Genomic DNA, 15,167 nt, shown 5'->3' with positions numbered 1-15,167 from the left:
ATCGATCACGCGCGAGCAGATCGAATCGCACACCAACGTCACGACCGAGGACGCGCTGAAGTACGCGCCGAACCTGATGGTCCGCAAGCGCTATATCGGTGACCGCAACAGCGTGTTCGCGGGCCGCGACTTCAACGAACTGCAGAGCGCGCGCGGGCTCGTCTACGCCGATGGCGTGCTGCTGTCGAACCTGCTCGGATCGAGCTACGCGTACCCGCCGCGCTGGTCGCTGATTCCGCCTGACGATATCGCGCGCGTCGACGTGCTCTATGGCCCCTTTTCCGCGCTGTATCCCGGCAACTCGATCGGCTCGACCGTGCTGCTCACGACACGCCGCCCGGAAAAGCTCGAGGCGTCGTTGTCGACGCAGTTCTTTACGCAGCGCTACCACGACGGCTACGGATTCGCGGACAGCTTCGGCGGCAATCACCAGAGCGCGCGGATCGCGAACCGCGTCGGCCGGTTCTGGTTCGCACTGTCGCTCGACCGGCTCGAGAACAACGGTCAGCCGATGCAGTATGCGAGCCCCAATTCGGCGTACAACCCGAAGCTCGGCGCCGCCGTGCCGGTGACGGGCGCCGCGACCGACATCGGACCCAACGGCCGGCCGCGGACGATCGTTGGGGCGCAGACGATCGAGCGGACCGAGCAGCTCAACGAGACGGTCCGGATGGGCTATGCGTTCACCGACCACGTCGACGCGACGCTCACGCTCGGGCATTGGGAGAACCATTACCGGCAGCACGGCGAAACCTTCCTGCGCGATGCGGCCGGCAATCCGGTCTACGGCGGCAACGTGTCGATCGGCGGCCGGAACATGACCGTTGCACCGAACGCATTCGCGCCGCAGCGCGGCGACCAGGAGAACTGGCTGTACGCGCTCGGCCTGAACGGCCGGCTCGATTCGGGCTGGCGCCTGTCGGGCGTCGTGTCCGCGTACGACGTGTCGCGCGACGTGCAGCGCTCGGCGTCGACCGTGCAGGGCGGCGCGGGCACGCTGTTCCAGGGCGACGGCACCGGCTGGCGCACGCTCGACCTGAAGGCGGAGGCGCCGGAAGTGAAGGGCCATACGTTCACGTTCGGCTATCACTACGACAATTATTTCCTGCGCAACGTCACGTACAACACGGCCGACTGGCTGGCCGGGCCGACCACGTCGCTGTCGAGCGTCTATCGCGGCGACACGCGCACGCAGGCGCTGTTCGGGCAGGACGCGTGGCGTTTCGCGCCGGGCTGGCTCGCGACGCTGGGGCTGCGCTACGAACGCTGGGATGCGTACGGCGGCGCGCTCGGCAACGCAACGGGCACGCTCGGCTATGCGGACCGCAGTGCGAATGCGCTGTCGCCGAAAGTCGCGTTGCAATGGGATGCGACCGACGTCTGGCGCTTTCGGCTGTCGTTCGCGACCGGCACGCGTTTCCCGACGGTCGGCGAACTGTTCCAGGGCACGATCTCGAACAATGCGATCGTCAACAACAACCCGAACCTGCGTCCTGAAAAGGCGATCGACTGGGACTTCACGGCCGAACGCGACGTGGGCGTCGGCGTCGTGCGTGCCAGCGTGTTCCAGAGCGATCTGCGCGATTCGATCTACAGCCAGACGACGGTGTCGGGCGCGACGACGGTGACCAACATCTCGAACGTCGATCGCGTGCGCGTGCGGGGCGTCGAACTCGCGTTCAGCGGCGAGAACGTCGGGCTGCGCGGGCTCAATCTCGACGCGAACGTGTCGGCAAGCAACGCGCAGATCCTCGCCGATGCCGCGAATCCCGCGTATGTCGGCTCGCGCTTTCCGCGCATTCCGCGCATGCGTGCGAACCTGCTCGCGTCGTATCGCTTCGACGAGCACTGGCTCGCGAGCGTCGGCATGCGCTACTCGGGCCGCCAGTTCAACACGCTCGACAACAGCGACGTGAATCCGGACGTCTACGGCGGCACCAGCTCGTTCACGGTTGTCGACGTGAAGGCGCGCTACCGCTTCGACCGGCACTGGACCGCGTCGCTCGGCATCGACAACCTGACGGACCGCCGCTACTACGTGTTCCACCCGTATCCGGGCCGTACTTTCTATGGAGAACTGAAATGGTCGCTGTGAGATCGTTCGCGGCAGGCGGTGCGCTGTGGTTCGCGTTGCTGTCGCCTGCCGGCGCGCACGATGCGCACGACATGCAGAAGGGCGCCGATTCGCACGCCGCGCACATGAGCATGCAGGCCGCCCCCGCGCAGCAGAAGCAGCCGCTCGCGACGGGGGCGGCATTCGACACGCATCACCGGCTGTGGGTCGCGTGGGTCGAAGGCGCGCATGTCGTCGTCGCGCATTCCGACGACACGGGCCGCACGCTGTCCGCGCCCGTTACCGTCAACGCGATGCCGGAGCCGATCTACACGAGCGCCGAGAATCGCCCGACGATCGCGACGAGTCCGGACGGGCGTGCGGTGTACGTGTCGTGGTCGATGCCGCTCGATGCGCCGTACACGGGCATGGTGCGTTTCTCGCGGTCGCTCGACGGCGGCGCGACGTGGAGCGTGCCCGTGACCGTGCATCGCGACCGGCAGGCCATCACGCACCGTTTCGACATGATGACCGTCGATCCGGCCGGCAACATCGCGATCGCGTGGATCGACAAGCGTGATCTCGTTGTGGCGAAAGCGGCGGGGCAAGCGTACGAAGGCGCGGCTGTCTACTACGCGGTGTCGCGCGACGGCGGTGCATCGTTCGAGGCCGAACGCAAGGTGACCGACCACACGTGCGAATGCTGCCGCATCGCGATGGCGATCGATCCGGCCGGACGTATCGAGGCCGCGTGGCGCAACGTTTTCCCGGGGCAGATCCGCGATCATGCGCTCGCCGTGTTGCCCGTCGCTGCGTCGGAACCGGTCGTGCCGGTTCGTGCGACGTTCTCGAACTGGCACGTCGAGGCGTGCCCCGAGCACGGGCCGGCGCTGGCGATCACGGCGGACGGCACGCGCCATCTCGCCTGGTTCGGCGTCGTCGACGGTCGGGCCGACGTGTTCTATTCGCGCATCGGCGCCGATGGCGAGCCGCGCGGCACGCCGTGGGCATTCGGTGCGAATCTCGCCGCGCCGGGCGAGCAGGCGTCGCATGCGGCGCTCGTCGCGCGCGGCGACGTCGTATGGCTCGCATGGAAGGCGTTCGACGGCGACACGATGCAGGTCAAGCTGCGCCGCTCGGACGATCGCGGCGAGCACTGGTCGGCGCCGCACGTGATCGCAGCGACATCGGGCGCAAGCGACAACCCGCAATTGCTCGACGATGCGGGCCGCGTCTATCTGTCGTGGCGCACGCGTAACGACGGCTATCGGCTGATCGCCGTGGAGGGGGAGAAATGAAGCCGTTGATTGCGTTGCTGGGCATCGTGCTCGCGAGCGCGCCGGCGTGGGCCGGTGGCGAATTGCAGCCGCTGCGCGCGGCCGACGTCGCGCGCCTGTATGCGACCGCGCACGAGCGGCCGCTGGCGGTCGAGATCTGGTCGCTCGATTGCGGATACTGTCGCGAGAACGCCGCGCATCTGGTCGCATGGCAGCGCCGTCATCCGGACGTGCAGCTCGCGATGGTCGCGATGGATGCGTACGACGACAACGGTGCGGCGATCTCGCAGGCGCTTGCGCAGATGAACCTGCCGCCGCAGGTCGCGCAGTACGCGAACGCGGAGCCGATGCCCGAGCGGTTGCGCGCGGCGCTCGATGCGGGATGGAGAGGAGAGATGCCGCGCACCGTGTGGATCGGGCGCGATGGCGCACGCGAAGCGCGCAGCGGATTGCTGACGGCCGACGTGCTCGACGGCTGGTTGCAGCACGCCAGGCGCTGAACGAACCGGCGGCGCGCGGCGAACGGGCCGCGCGCCGGCCTGATGCGAAAACGCGCCCGAAGGCGCGTGGAGAGAAGCGTCAGGCCGCTCGCTTGAATAGCCGGATCACGAACAGCAGGATCACCGCGCCGACGACCGCGACGATCACCGAACCGATGAAGCCGCTGCCGATGCTGATGCCGAGCAGCCCGGCGAGCCAGCCGCCGATCACCGCGCCGACGATCCCGACGATGATGTCGACGATCAGCCCGAAGCCGCCGCCCTTGACGAGCAAGCCGGCAAGCCAGCCGGCGATCGCGCCGATGATGAGCCACATAATCAAGCCATGAGTCATGGTGGTCCTCTCCTTGTGTTGTGTCGAATGACCGGACGTCGGCTGTGTCGCCGCAAGCTGAATGAAGGCGGCATTGCGACCCGCCGCGCCGCCCACGCAATGTAACGCGATAGACGGGTCGGAATCGTTAAGTAATGTTATGCACCCTTAACGGGATTTTCCAGGGAATTCGTCTGAGTACGGCGAGGCTCGCGCGCGGGCGATGCATGGCGAAATGAATCTGTAAGAAATGGCCGCCGGTGAAGCCGGTCGGCCATGCGCGTCATCGTTCGCGCGTCGATGCGTGCATGCCCGCGTCGGGCAATCCGTCGCTTGCGTCGGCGATCAGTCGTGCGGCGGTCGCGGTATCGCCGATCGCCTCGATCGCCAGCAGTGCGAAGCGGGCGAGAAAGAGCGACGCATCGGCTTCGCCGATCCGCGTCATCGTGCGGCACAGGTCGGTGTAGAGGGTGTCGCGTTCGGTGTCAGTCATCATGCGGTCTCCTGAGGATCGGTAGACGCGCATGGATGGAGTGCGCGTTCGAGTGCGGCGGCCATGTCGCCGGCGCGAGCGTCGTGCCAGCGGCCGAGTACGTGACCGTCCGGGCGCACGAGATAGACGGTGCCGTCGCGCGCGCCGTACATGTCGAACAGCCGGCCGTCCTCGTCATGGCCGCCGCAGCCACGTTGCCGCGGCGCCGCATGCCGCGCGAGCGTGACGAGCGCGAACGGTATCCGCGCAGCGTGCAGGCGCCGTTCGAGATCGGTCAGCGTCGGATCGGGCACGCCGTCGGACGTGAAGCAGAACGCGGTGAAGCGCGGGGCGACGAGATCGGTCAGGTGACCGCGGCGCATGTCGCTGCCGTGCGCCGTGTACAGCATCAGCGGGCATTCGGCGAGCACCGTGCCGGGCGCGGGGCCGGCTGTAAACGTATCGCGTTCGGCCGTGTTGAGCGACGACGTCGCATAGGCGATGGCCGTCGTCTGGCGCGGATTGATCAGCGAACGCAGCGCCGGATGACGGACCGCGAGCGACAGCACGGCTCGGCGCATCAGTTCGAAGGCAAACGACGGCGGCGCCATGAATTCGGTGCTCTTCGTGCCGTAGCGGAGGTTCTCGTGCGTCGCGAACACGCGTTCGTCCGAGTAGCTGTCGAGCAGCGTGTCCGACGCGAGGCCGCGTGACACGTACGCGAGTTTCCATGCAAGGTTGTCGGCATCGTCGATGCCCGAATTCGCGCCGCGCACGCCGAAGATCGGCACGAGATGCGCGGCGTCGCCGCAGAACAGCACGCGGCCGTGCCGATAGCGTTCGAGTGTCAGCGCGTTCGCCTTGTAGATCGTGATCCAGATCGGCGACCAGTCGCCGCGCTCGCCCATCATGTCGAGCAGGTTCTGCACGCGCGGAATCACGTTCTCCGGTTTCACAGCCGCTTCGGGATCCTCATCGTCGCGCAACTGGTAGTCGATCCGCCACACGTTGTCGGGCTGCTTGTGGACGAGCACCGTCGAACCCGGGTTCGACGACGGATCGAAATACGCGAGCCGTTCGGTCGGCCGGTCGCTGTCGAGCGCGATGTCGACGATCACGTAGCGACCCTCGTAGCTCGCGCCCTGCAGCGACAGACCGAGCGCGTCGCGCATCGTGCTGCGTCCGCCGTCGCATGCAACGACCCAGTCGGCGTCGAGTGCGTAGCCGCCGAGCGGCGTGTCGACATCGAGGCGCGCACCGTCCGGTTGCCGGGTCACGCCGGTGACTTTCGTCTGCCAGCGGATCTCGATGAGTTCGGGGCGGCGCAGCGCCGCGTCGAGCAGGAACTGCTCGATGTGATACTGCGCGAGGTTGAGCATCGGCGGCAGCTTCTGGTTTTCGTCCTGCGGCATCGTGAAATGCAGCACTTCGTCGCGACGGTAGAAGCTGCGCCCGCCGGTCCATGGCAGCCCCGTGCGCAGGAAGTCGTCGAGCGCGCCGAGCCGCTCGACGATCTCGAGGCTGCGCCGCGAAATGCAGATGGCGCGGCTGCCGTGGCAGACCGCATCGTCGGCCTCAATCAGCACGCTGCGAATGCCGTGGTTCGCGAGACCGAGCGCGACGGCGAGACCCACGGGGCCGCCGCCGACGATCGCCACGCGATGCCGGCGCGTATCGATACCGTCGGCGCAGGCCGGCAGATGCGCGGGATGGCGCTCGGCGACGAACGGGTAGGGCTTGAAGTCGATCTCCATCGTTGGCTTCCCGGGTAGTCTGGTTCGACGTGCGCGCATCGACGCTGAGATGCGCGCAACAGGTCAGTGCAGTATGGGAGCCGGTCATGCCTCCGTTGTCCCCAAATCGGGTACAGCGAACGGCAACTGGAATGGTCGCGAGAGGCTTAACGCAAGCCGCGATGTTTCATGGCTGCATGCACAGCGCAAACAACTCGCGCTGGCTCGAGATGCCAAGGCGCCGGTATGCGCGCTTCTGGTAGGTGACGACGCTTGAGGCCTTCACGCCGATGGTCTCGCCGATCTCGTGCGCGGTCTGGCCTTCGAGTACGCCGCCCAGCACGTCGAGTTCGCGCTTGGACAATTCGGGGCATGCATGCCGCAGTCGCGCGAGCATCCGTTGCGGGATGGCGATCTGCGCGGCACCGGCGAGCGCGTAGTGATGCTTCGCGGCCTGCGCGATCAGCGGCGCGAGCGCTTCGATCGCAGCGATCTCGCGCGGCTGGAACGCGCCGCTGCGATGCGCGCGGTACAGGTTGATCGACAGCCACGTTGCATCGCCAGGCTGCATCAGCAGCGCTAGCCGGTCGGATACGTCGGGGCCGCGGTAGCACGCCGCGCGATACGCTTCGTGGCCGATCTCGTCGCCGGCCTGCTGGTGCAGCAGCAGGTCGTGGCGGCGGATGCCGCGATGAGCGGTCGACACGATCGACTGGTTGCCGTCGAGTGCGTAGAAGTGCCGCGCATAGGTGTCGGCGACATCGCGCAGGTAGCGCCCGCCGCGATGATCGGCGACCGACATCGTGCGCGGCCGGTTGCCGAACTCGTACGCGAAGATCGTGCACTGCGTGATGGACAGCGCATCGTCGAACAGCTTCAGCACTTCGGCCGCGAATGCGTTCGGTTCGCTGTCGCCGATCGCGGCGACGAGGCGCGTCGCACGCGATACATCCAGTTGCCCGGTGAGGTTCGGTCGCTCGAGACGCCAGGTGCGCATGATGCTCGGAAAGGGCGGGGTGGTCCGTCGATTGTAATCGGCGGGGTACGGCGCGGGAGTCGGGTGATGCCCGCAAGCGGAGCGGACGCGGGCAGAAGGAGGACGGCGCGCGATTCGGCGCCCGGAATGAGAAAAGGGCTGACAAGCATTGCTTGTCAGCCCTTTATAACTTGGTGCCGGAGATAGGAGTCGAACCTACGACCTTCGCATTACGAATGCGCTGCTCTACCAACTGAGCTACACCGGCATCAGAGAAACGAAATTATAAGGTGAAATCTGAGGCCTTGGCAATAGGTTTTGCGAATTTTTTTCAGCTTGCTGCTGCTGTTTCGCGAAACTCATCGACTCGGCGGACTTCCCGCTTCGTTTCACTGCGATACGACCCGTTGGGGTCACATCGAGAGGCGCGATTGTACGTACGTCGCGCGGCACTGTCTAGTGCTGCAGTGCAATTATTTTGCTTCGTCGTGATAGCCGGTCACGCGCTCGACTTCGTTCTTCGAACCGAGGAACACCGGGACGCGCTGGTGCAGGCCCGTCGGCTGCACTTCCATGATGCGCTGCGTGCCGGTCGTCGCGGCGCCGCCCGCCTGTTCGACGATGAACGACATCGGGTTCGCTTCGTACATCAGGCGCAGTTTGCCTGGACGATCGGGCGTACGCTTGTCGGCCGGGTACATGAAGATGCCGCCGCGGTTCAGGATCCGGTGCACGTCGGCGACCATCGATGCGATCCAGCGCATGTTGAAGTTGTCGCCGCGCGGGCCGTCCTTGCCGGCGTTCAGTTCGTCGACGTAGCGCTTGACCGGGTCGTACCAGTGGCGCGCGTTCGATGCGTTGATCGCGTATTCGCGCGTGTCGGCCGGGATCTGCATGTTGCTTTGCGTGAGCACCCACGAGCCGACTTCGCGGTCGAGCGTGAAGCAGTTCACGCCGTTGCCGGTCGTCAGCACGAACACCGTCTGCGGGCCGTACACGGCGTAGCCGGCCGCGACCTGCTGCGTGCCGGGCTGCAGGAACGATTCCTCGGTTGCCTGCTTGCCGTCCGGGCAGCGCAGCACCGAGAAGATCGTACCGATCGACACGTTCACGTCGATGTTCGACGAGCCGTCGAGCGGATCGAACACGAGCAGGTATTCGCCGCGCGGATAGTTCTCCGGGATCGGGAAGAACGTTTCCATTTCTTCCGATGCCATCGCGGCGAGGTTGCCGCCCCATTCGTTCGCGTCGAGCAGGATTTCGTTCGACAGGATGTCGAGCTTCTTCTGCACTTCGCCCTGGACGTTCTCGCTGCCGGCAGTGCCGAGCGCTTCGCCGAGCGCGCCCTTCGACACGTTGTAGCTGATCGCCTTGCACGCGCGGGCGACGACTTCGATCAGCAGGCGCAGGTCGGCGGGGAGGTTGTTGGTCTCACGTTGCTGTTCGATCAGGAACTTCGACAGCGTGGTGCGGCGGGCAATGGACATGACAGACTCCAAAAGGCCAAAGAATCCTTGAATGGCCGCAATTTTACCCGCCGTGCCTCCCGAGCCGCCGGGTTTTTTCGTCCGGTTACATGGCCGGGCGGCCGAGCCGGCCATGTAACCGGGGGCGGAGACGGGCGGGACGCGCGTTGCAGCAGCGGCAGGCGGTGCGGTCAGACCCCGCGATTGCGCCCGGTTCCGGTCGTGCTCACACAATAAAAAAGCCGGCGCCGCGACGGGCGGCACCGGCTGTAGTGCGGGCGCGATGCGGGCGACGGCGTTACGCGAGCGCCTTCTCGACGATCTCGCGCACGTCGCGCGACTTCGCACCGGCGGCGACCTGCTCGAGCGCTTCGCGCATCCGGTCGCGCAGCGCCGGCGTGAAGCGGCGCCACAGTTCGAGCGAGCGGGCGAGGCGTGCCGCGACCTGCGGGTTGATCGCGTCGAGCGCGAGCACCTGTTCGGCCCAGAACGCATAACCCGAGCCATCCGCTGCGTGGAATTGCGCGGGGTTGGCCGCGCAGAAGCTGAAGATCAGCGAACGCGCGCGGTTCGGATTCTTCAGGTTGAACGCGGGGTGCGCGAGCAGCTTGCGAACCTTCGCGAGCGTCGGCTGCGCGGGCGTACCGCGTTGCGCGGCCTGCATCGCGAACCACTTGTCGATCACGAGCGCTTCCTTCTCGAAGCGGCGGTAGAAATCGTCGAGCGCGTGCTCGGCCGGTTCGTTCGCGCCGGCGGCCGCGGCGGACAGCAGCGCGCCGAGTGCAGCCGCGCGATCGGTCATGTTGTTCGCCGCGTCGTATTGCGCAGTCGCGAGGCGCACGGCATCGGCCGGATCCTCGAGCTCGGCGAGATACGCGAGCGCGAGGTTCTTCAGCGCGCGGCGGCCGGAGGCCTCCGGCGTCGGCGCGTAGGCACCGGGCGTCTGGTGCTGCTCGTATGCGGCGAGCCAGTCGGCGCGCAGTGCGGTGGCGAGCTGGCGGCGCACGAACTGGCGTGCGCGATGCACGGCGGCCGGATCGGCTTCCGCCATCTGGTCGGCGAGGTAGGTTTCCGACGGCAGCGTCAGCGCGAGTTCGCGGAACGCCGGCGACAGCGTCGCATCGGTCAGCACGCGGCGGAATGCGGCGACGAAGTTCTCGCCGAGCGTGAGCGGCTCTTTTGCGGCGGCACGCGCGGCGAGCGTCAGCAGCGCGCGCGTCGCGAGGCGCTGGCCGGCCTCCCAGCGGTTGAACGGATCGCTGTCGTGCGCGAGCAGGAACGCGAGGTCGTCGTCGCTGTAGTCGTACTCGACGATCACCGGCGACGAGAAGTTGCGCAGCAGCGACGGCAGCGGGTGTTCCGGCACGTCGACGAACGTGAAGGTCTGCTCGGTCTCGGTGAAGTCGAGCACGCGCGTCGTGCCTGCAGCGGCGGCTTCGCCGTCGAGACGCAGCGGCAGGTCGCGGCCGTCGCGGCCGATCAGGCCGATCGCGAACGGGATCAGGAGCGGCCCTTGCTGCGTGTCGCGCGCGGCCGGCGACGCGTCGCCGTAACCCTGCGCGAGCGTGACCGTATAGCGGCGTGCGGCCGCGTCGTACGCGGTGCGCACCGACACGCGCGGCGTGCCGGCCTGGCTGTACCAGCGCTCGAACTGTGCGAGGTCACGCCCGTTCGCATCGGCCATCGCGTGACGGAAGTCGTCGCAGGTCACGGCGTGCCCGTCGTGGCGCTTGAAGTACAGGTCCATCCCCTTGCGGAAGCCGTCGCGGCCGAACAGCGTCTGGTACATCCGCACGACTTCCGAGCCTTTCTCGTAGACGGTCATCGTGTAGAAGTTGTTGATCTCGACGTAGCTCTCCGGGCGCACCGGGTGCGCCATCGGGCCCGCATCCTCGGCGAACTGCAACTGGCGCAGCACGCGCACGTCCTCGATGCGCTTGACCGCGCGGGCCGCCGATTCGATGGCGTCGCCCGCGGCCATGTCGGCCGAGAATTCCTGGTCGCGGAACACCGTCAGACCTTCCTTCAGGCTCAGCTGGAACCAGTCGCGGCAGGTCACGCGGTTGCCGGTCCAGTTGTGGAAGTACTCATGGCCGACCACCGATTCGATGTTCGCGAAGTCGGTGTCGGTCGCGGTCTCGGGGTTCGCGAGCACGTACTTCGTGTTGAAGATGTTGAGCCCCTTGTTTTCCATCGCGCCCATGTTGAAGTCGCCGACCGCGACGATCATGAAGCGGTCGAGATCGAGTTCGAGGCCGAAGCGCTTCTCGTCCCAGCGGATCGAGTGGATCAGCGAATCCATCGCATGACGCGTCTTGTCGAGGTCGGCCGGCTCGACCCATACCTGCAGCAGCTTTTCCTTGCCCGAGCCGGACGTGATCGTTTCCTCGATCGCGACGAGCTTGCCCGCGACCAGTGCGAACAGGTAGCTCGGCTTGCGGAACGGGTCTTCCCACTTCGCGAAGTGGCGGCCGTCGGGCAGGTCGCCGGAATCGACGAGGTTGCCGTTCGACAGCAGCACCGGGTACGCGGCCTTGTCGGCGCGCAGCGTCACCGTATACGACGCCATCACGTCCGGACGGTCGAGGAAGTAGGTGATGCGGCGGAAACCTTCGGCTTCGCACTGCGTGAAGAAGTTGCCGCTCGACACATAGAGGCCCGACAGCGTCGTATTCTGGTCGGGTGCGCATGCACTTTCGAGCGTCAGCTCGAATGCATCGGGAACGTTCTCGACCGTCAGCCCGTGCTCGTGCGCGCGCACGGCGCCATGCGGCGCGCCATCCAGCCGTGCGCCGAGGAATTCCAGCGCTTCGCCCATCAGCTCCAGGTGCGGCGCGGGCGCGGCATCCGGGTTGCGGCGCACGCGCATCGTATTCCTGACGATCGTACGGGCCGGCGCGAGATCGAATTCGAGCGCAACGGAGTCGATGAGGAAAGCCGGCGGCGTGTAGTCGGCGCGGCGGATCACGGTGGAGGAGGCGTTGTCGGACATGGTCGTCGAGATCGGTGGAGTGGGGGACGGGCCCGCAGCGCGGGCCGGGCGAACCGGGCCATTGTACAAAGGCTTGCGGCCGCGTGCCGGGCGAACTTTTTACCGGTTCCGGGAGTCCGCGTATTATCGGCATCCCGTTACGGTTCGCGCGGTGCGACGAACGGGTGACGGATCGAAGAGGATCAACATGAAACGCGAATGGATTCAACGCGGTGCGGGCTGGGCGGCGGTGCTGTGCGTGGCGCTGCTGACCGGCTGTACCAGCTACGTGACGACCCAGGTCACGGCCTTCTCCGACTGGAGCGGCAGCGACGCGACACGCACCTATGCGTTCACGCGCACCGATGCGCAGAAGAACAGCATCGAGCAGTCGACCTACGAGCCGATCGTCGCGAACGAGCTGTCCACGTATGCGTTCCGGCAGGTACCGCAGGCGCAGGCACGGTATCTCGTCGGGCTGACCTATGCGGTCGGCAGCGATCTCGTGACGGTGCCGCAGCCGGTCTATTACGATCCGTGGTTCGCGCCCGGGCCGTACTGGCGGCGCGGGCCGTGGGGCCCGTGGGGGCCCTGGGGGCCGATGCCGACCGGCTATGTCGCGCAGACGTACCAGGTGTTCGACTACACGCTCGGCATCCGCATCACCGAGCGCGCGACGGGCAAGGAGGTCTACAACGTGTCCGCGCGCACGACCGGCGACAATGGCACGCTGCTGTACGCGATGCCGTTCCTCGCGCGCAGCGCGCTCGCCGATTTCCCGCTGTCGAACGGCGCGGTCCGCTCGGTCCGGCTGCCGGTCGACAAGCGCGGCGGCCCGGCGGCGCCGGCCGCCAACGAACGCGCGGTGCCGGCGGCGCCCGCTTCGGGCGCAGCCGCCGCGAAGTAACGCGGCGTCAGTCTCGGCGCGGCCGCTCGGCCGCGCCCACCCGATCCATCCCCGTCAGACCCCGATGCCCAGCAGCGCCAGCGCGCCGAGCACGACGAACAGCACGGCCGCGATCGCGTGCACGAGCTTGGTCGGCAGGCGGTGCGCGAAGCGGTCGCCGAGCAGGATCGCGGGCACGTTCGCGAGCATCATCCCGAACGTCGTGCCGGCCACCACACCGATGTAGTCCTGGAAGCGCGCGGCCAGCGCGACGGTCGCGATCTGCGTCTTGTCGCCCATTTCCGCGAGGAAGAACGCGACGAGGGTCGCGCCGAACACGCCGAGCCGCGAACGGTTGGCATTGGCTTCGTCGGCATCGAGCTTGTCAGGCACGAGGATCCACAACCCCATCGCGATGAACGAGAACGCGAGCGCCCAGCGCATGATCGACGGCGTGACGAGCGCGCCGAGCCATTCGCCGAGCGCGCCGGCGAAACCGTGGTTCACGAGCGTCGCGACGAGCACGCCAAGAATGATCGGCACCGGCTTGCGATAGCGCGCGGCCAGTACGAGGGAAAGCAGTTGGGTCTTGTCGCCGATTTCGGCGAGAGCGACGGCGCCGGTGGAGATCAGGAAGGCTTGAGACACGTATGGGGTTCCACGGGCCGGTGTTGTGCGTGCGAGCGACGATCCACGGCGCGCCGGGCCCTGATGCGGCGCACTGTGAACCATCGGTCTCGCCAGGCCTCGGTGGCTGCGCCCGCCATGGCCGTACGGCCAAGTCTGTTGACGGACGCCTCCGTCACGATGCGCGCCGGGAGCGCGGGACATCGAGCGGAGCGGCTACTCCCCAATGAGCGGCGAATTCTAGCATGGTGCGGCGCACGCGGGAAAGCGTGCCGGGCGGCGCGGCGCCTGGAGTCGGGGCAGGATCGGCGTACGGCAATCTCCGGGCGTCCGGCAGGCCCGGCGGTGGATGCCCGCGCCTGCCGGGCCGTGACTCTGCAGCCGTGGCCGTTACGCGGCGGCGGGGCGGCGTGCCGCGCCGCGTTCGTGGACGAGTTTGCCGGCCGCATAGGTGCGGTATACCGCGCGGTCGTCGCCGAGCAGCGCGAACGCGAACAGCAGCTCCTCAAGCGACTCCGCACGCTTCGTGCGGCGCGCGAGCAGCGGCGTGGCCTGCGGATCGAGCACGACGAAGTCGGCCTCGGTACGCGGCGCGAGCGTGCCGACCGTATCGGCGAGGTCGAGTGCCTGCGCGGCGCCGGCCGTCGCGAGCCAGAACATCCGCGTCGCGGTCAGGTGGTGGCCCGACAGCCGCGCGACCTTGTGCGCTTCGTTCATCGTCTGCAGCATCGAGAACGACGTGCCGCCGCCGACGTCCGTGGCGAGCGTGACGGGCACGTCGTATTCACCGGCCTTGTCGAAATCGAACAGCCCGCTGCCGAGGAAGAAGTTCGACGTCGGGCAGTGCGCGACGACGGTGCGCGTCTCGGCCATCCGGCGGCGGTCCTCGTCGTCGAGGTGGATGCAGTGGCCGTACACCGCGCGCGGACGCAGCAGTCCGTAGTGGTCGTAGATGTCGAGATAGCTGCGATGGCCGGGGAACAGCTCGGCCACCCACTTCACCTCGTCGACGTTTTCCGCGACGTGGCTCTGCACGAACACGTCCGGATGGCGGCGCGCGAGTTCGCCGCACGCCTCGAGCTGCGCCTCGGTCGACGTCGGCGCGAAGCGCGGCGTCAGCGCGTACATCTGGCGGCCCTTGCCGTGCCAGCGGCCGATCAGCTCGGCACTGTCGTCATAACCCGATTGGGCGGTATCGCGCAGGAATTCGGGGCAGTTGCGGTCCATCAGCACCTTGCCCGCGATCATCCGCAGGTCGCGCGCGTCGCTCGCCGCGAACAGCGCGTCGGCCGACTGCTTGTGCACCGTGCAGTAGACGAGCGCGCTCGTCGTGCCGCAGGCGAGCAGTTCGTCGACGAAGAAATCGGCGACTTCGCGCGCATGCTCGGGATCGCCGAACTGGCGCTCGGTCGGGAACGTGTACTTGTCCAGCCACGGCAGCAGGCCCGGCGCCGGCGACGCGATCATGTCGGTCTGCGGATAGTGGATGTGCGTGTCGATGAAGCCGGGCACGATCAGCTTGTCGCGCAGGTCATGGACGATCGCGTCGCGCGCGAGCGTCGCGGCGAGCTGGGCGTACGGGCCGGCCGCGACGACCTTGCCGTCGTCGACGATCAGGAGGCCGTCGGTCTCGTGGTTCGCGGCCTGGCTCGATTGCGCCGGGTCGCCGTTGAAGGTCAGCAGTTGGGAACGGAAAGCGTTTTGCGTCATGACGAATGGTCCTGCATCAAGGTAAGGCGAACAGAAGAAAACGAGCGGCGCCGCACGAGGGCGGGGCGGCGCCTGGCGAGCGGGTGCGGCACGCTGCGTGCGGCACGACCGGATGCGATTGCGCGGGCGAACGTGGCGGCCGAAGCCGCCAGCGAGTGGTCGCCGGCGGGCCTCGCAGCCGTT

The 15,167-nt window shown here is 67.4% G+C and carries 12 protein-coding genes, 1 tRNA gene, 1 pseudogene and 1 riboswitch; of the genes and pseudogenes, 4 read left to right on the top strand and 10 right to left on the bottom strand.

The window, feature by feature from the left end; genetic code table 11:
- The 3 genes from G3N64_RS34535 to G3N64_RS34525 all read left to right on the top strand — a co-directional run.
- A partial coding sequence (locus tag G3N64_RS34535; RefSeq protein ID WP_205788157.1) for a TonB-dependent receptor occupies window positions 1–2,095 on the top strand: 2,095 nt, incomplete at its 5' end.
- Window positions 2,083–3,351 carry a glycoside hydrolase gene (locus G3N64_RS34530; RefSeq protein ID WP_205788156.1) on the top strand — a complete coding sequence of 423 codons (1,269 nt, stop codon included), beginning with the start codon at window positions 2,083–2,085 and terminating at the stop codon, window positions 3,349–3,351. The genes G3N64_RS34535 and G3N64_RS34530, both read left to right, overlap by 13 nt.
- Window positions 3,348–3,830 (top strand): TlpA family protein disulfide reductase, encoded by a 483-nt coding sequence (locus G3N64_RS34525; protein ID WP_205788155.1) that lies wholly within the window; start codon window positions 3,348–3,350, stop codon window positions 3,828–3,830. The genes G3N64_RS34530 and G3N64_RS34525 overlap by 4 nt, the downstream gene beginning before the upstream one ends.
- 79 nt (window positions 3,831–3,909) lie before the next feature.
- Here G3N64_RS34525 and G3N64_RS34520 read toward each other — a convergent pair whose 3' ends face one another.
- From G3N64_RS34520 to pepN, 7 genes are all read right to left on the bottom strand, one after another.
- Window positions 3,910–4,164, bottom strand: a complete 255-nt coding sequence (locus tag G3N64_RS34520) for a GlsB/YeaQ/YmgE family stress response membrane protein (protein ID WP_027788093.1) — start codon at window positions 4,162–4,164, stop codon at window positions 3,910–3,912.
- A gap of 262 nt (window positions 4,165–4,426) precedes the next feature.
- Window positions 4,427–4,639 carry a hypothetical protein gene (locus G3N64_RS34515; RefSeq protein WP_205788154.1) on the bottom strand — a complete coding sequence of 71 codons (213 nt, stop codon included), beginning with the start codon at window positions 4,637–4,639 and terminating at the stop codon, window positions 4,427–4,429.
- Entirely contained in the window at window positions 4,636–6,369 is a 1,734-nt protein-coding gene (locus G3N64_RS34510) for an FAD-dependent oxidoreductase (protein WP_205788153.1), read from the bottom strand. The genes G3N64_RS34515 and G3N64_RS34510 overlap by 4 nt, the downstream gene beginning before the upstream one ends.
- Window positions 6,370–6,535: 166 nt before the next feature.
- Window positions 6,536–7,345 carry a LuxR C-terminal-related transcriptional regulator gene (locus G3N64_RS34505; protein ID WP_205788152.1) on the bottom strand — a complete coding sequence of 270 codons (810 nt, stop codon included), beginning with the start codon at window positions 7,343–7,345 and terminating at the stop codon, window positions 6,536–6,538.
- A 171-nt stretch (window positions 7,346–7,516) separates the two neighbouring features.
- Window positions 7,517–7,592: transfer RNA gene (locus tag G3N64_RS34500), tRNA-Thr, on the bottom strand.
- Between the two features lie 205 nt (window positions 7,593–7,797).
- The gene (locus G3N64_RS34495) at window positions 7,798–8,811 is read right to left on the bottom strand and encodes a class 1 fructose-bisphosphatase (protein ID WP_205788151.1); all 1,014 of its coding nucleotides are present in this window, start codon (window positions 8,809–8,811) and stop codon (window positions 7,798–7,800) included.
- A 277-nt stretch (window positions 8,812–9,088) separates the two neighbouring features.
- Window positions 9,089–11,782 carry an aminopeptidase N gene (pepN, locus tag G3N64_RS34490; protein ID WP_205788150.1) on the bottom strand — a complete coding sequence of 898 codons (2,694 nt, stop codon included), beginning with the start codon at window positions 11,780–11,782 and terminating at the stop codon, window positions 9,089–9,091.
- A gap of 187 nt (window positions 11,783–11,969) precedes the next feature.
- Between pepN and G3N64_RS34485 the strand changes: the two genes are divergently transcribed.
- Window positions 11,970–12,668: a DUF4136 domain-containing protein gene (locus G3N64_RS34485; RefSeq protein WP_205788149.1), complete on the top strand. Its 699-nt coding sequence runs from the start codon at window positions 11,970–11,972 to the stop codon at window positions 12,666–12,668.
- 54 nt (window positions 12,669–12,722) lie between these two features.
- Here the strand turns inward: G3N64_RS34485 and G3N64_RS34480 are convergent, their stop codons facing one another.
- The 3 genes and pseudogenes from G3N64_RS34480 to G3N64_RS34470 all read right to left on the bottom strand — a co-directional run.
- A complete protein-coding gene (locus G3N64_RS34480) occupies window positions 12,723–13,295 on the bottom strand; it encodes a TMEM165/GDT1 family protein (protein WP_039343340.1) in 573 nt (190 codons plus the stop codon).
- 78 nt (window positions 13,296–13,373) lie between these two features.
- A riboswitch (yybP-ykoY riboswitch) is annotated at window positions 13,374–13,511 on the bottom strand.
- Window positions 13,512–13,664: 153 nt separating this feature from the next.
- Entirely contained in the window at window positions 13,665–14,984 is a 1,320-nt protein-coding gene (guaD, locus tag G3N64_RS34475; RefSeq protein ID WP_205788148.1) for a guanine deaminase, read from the bottom strand.
- Window positions 14,981–15,167, bottom strand: a pseudogene (locus G3N64_RS34470) (hypothetical protein); the annotation flags it as partial. The gene guaD and the pseudogene G3N64_RS34470, both read right to left, overlap by 4 nt.

Source organism: Burkholderia sp. Ac-20344, assembly GCF_017104975.1.
Classification (GTDB): Bacteria; Pseudomonadota; Gammaproteobacteria; order Burkholderiales; family Burkholderiaceae; genus Burkholderia.
This window is presented reverse-complemented; position numbering and strand designations above follow the sequence as displayed.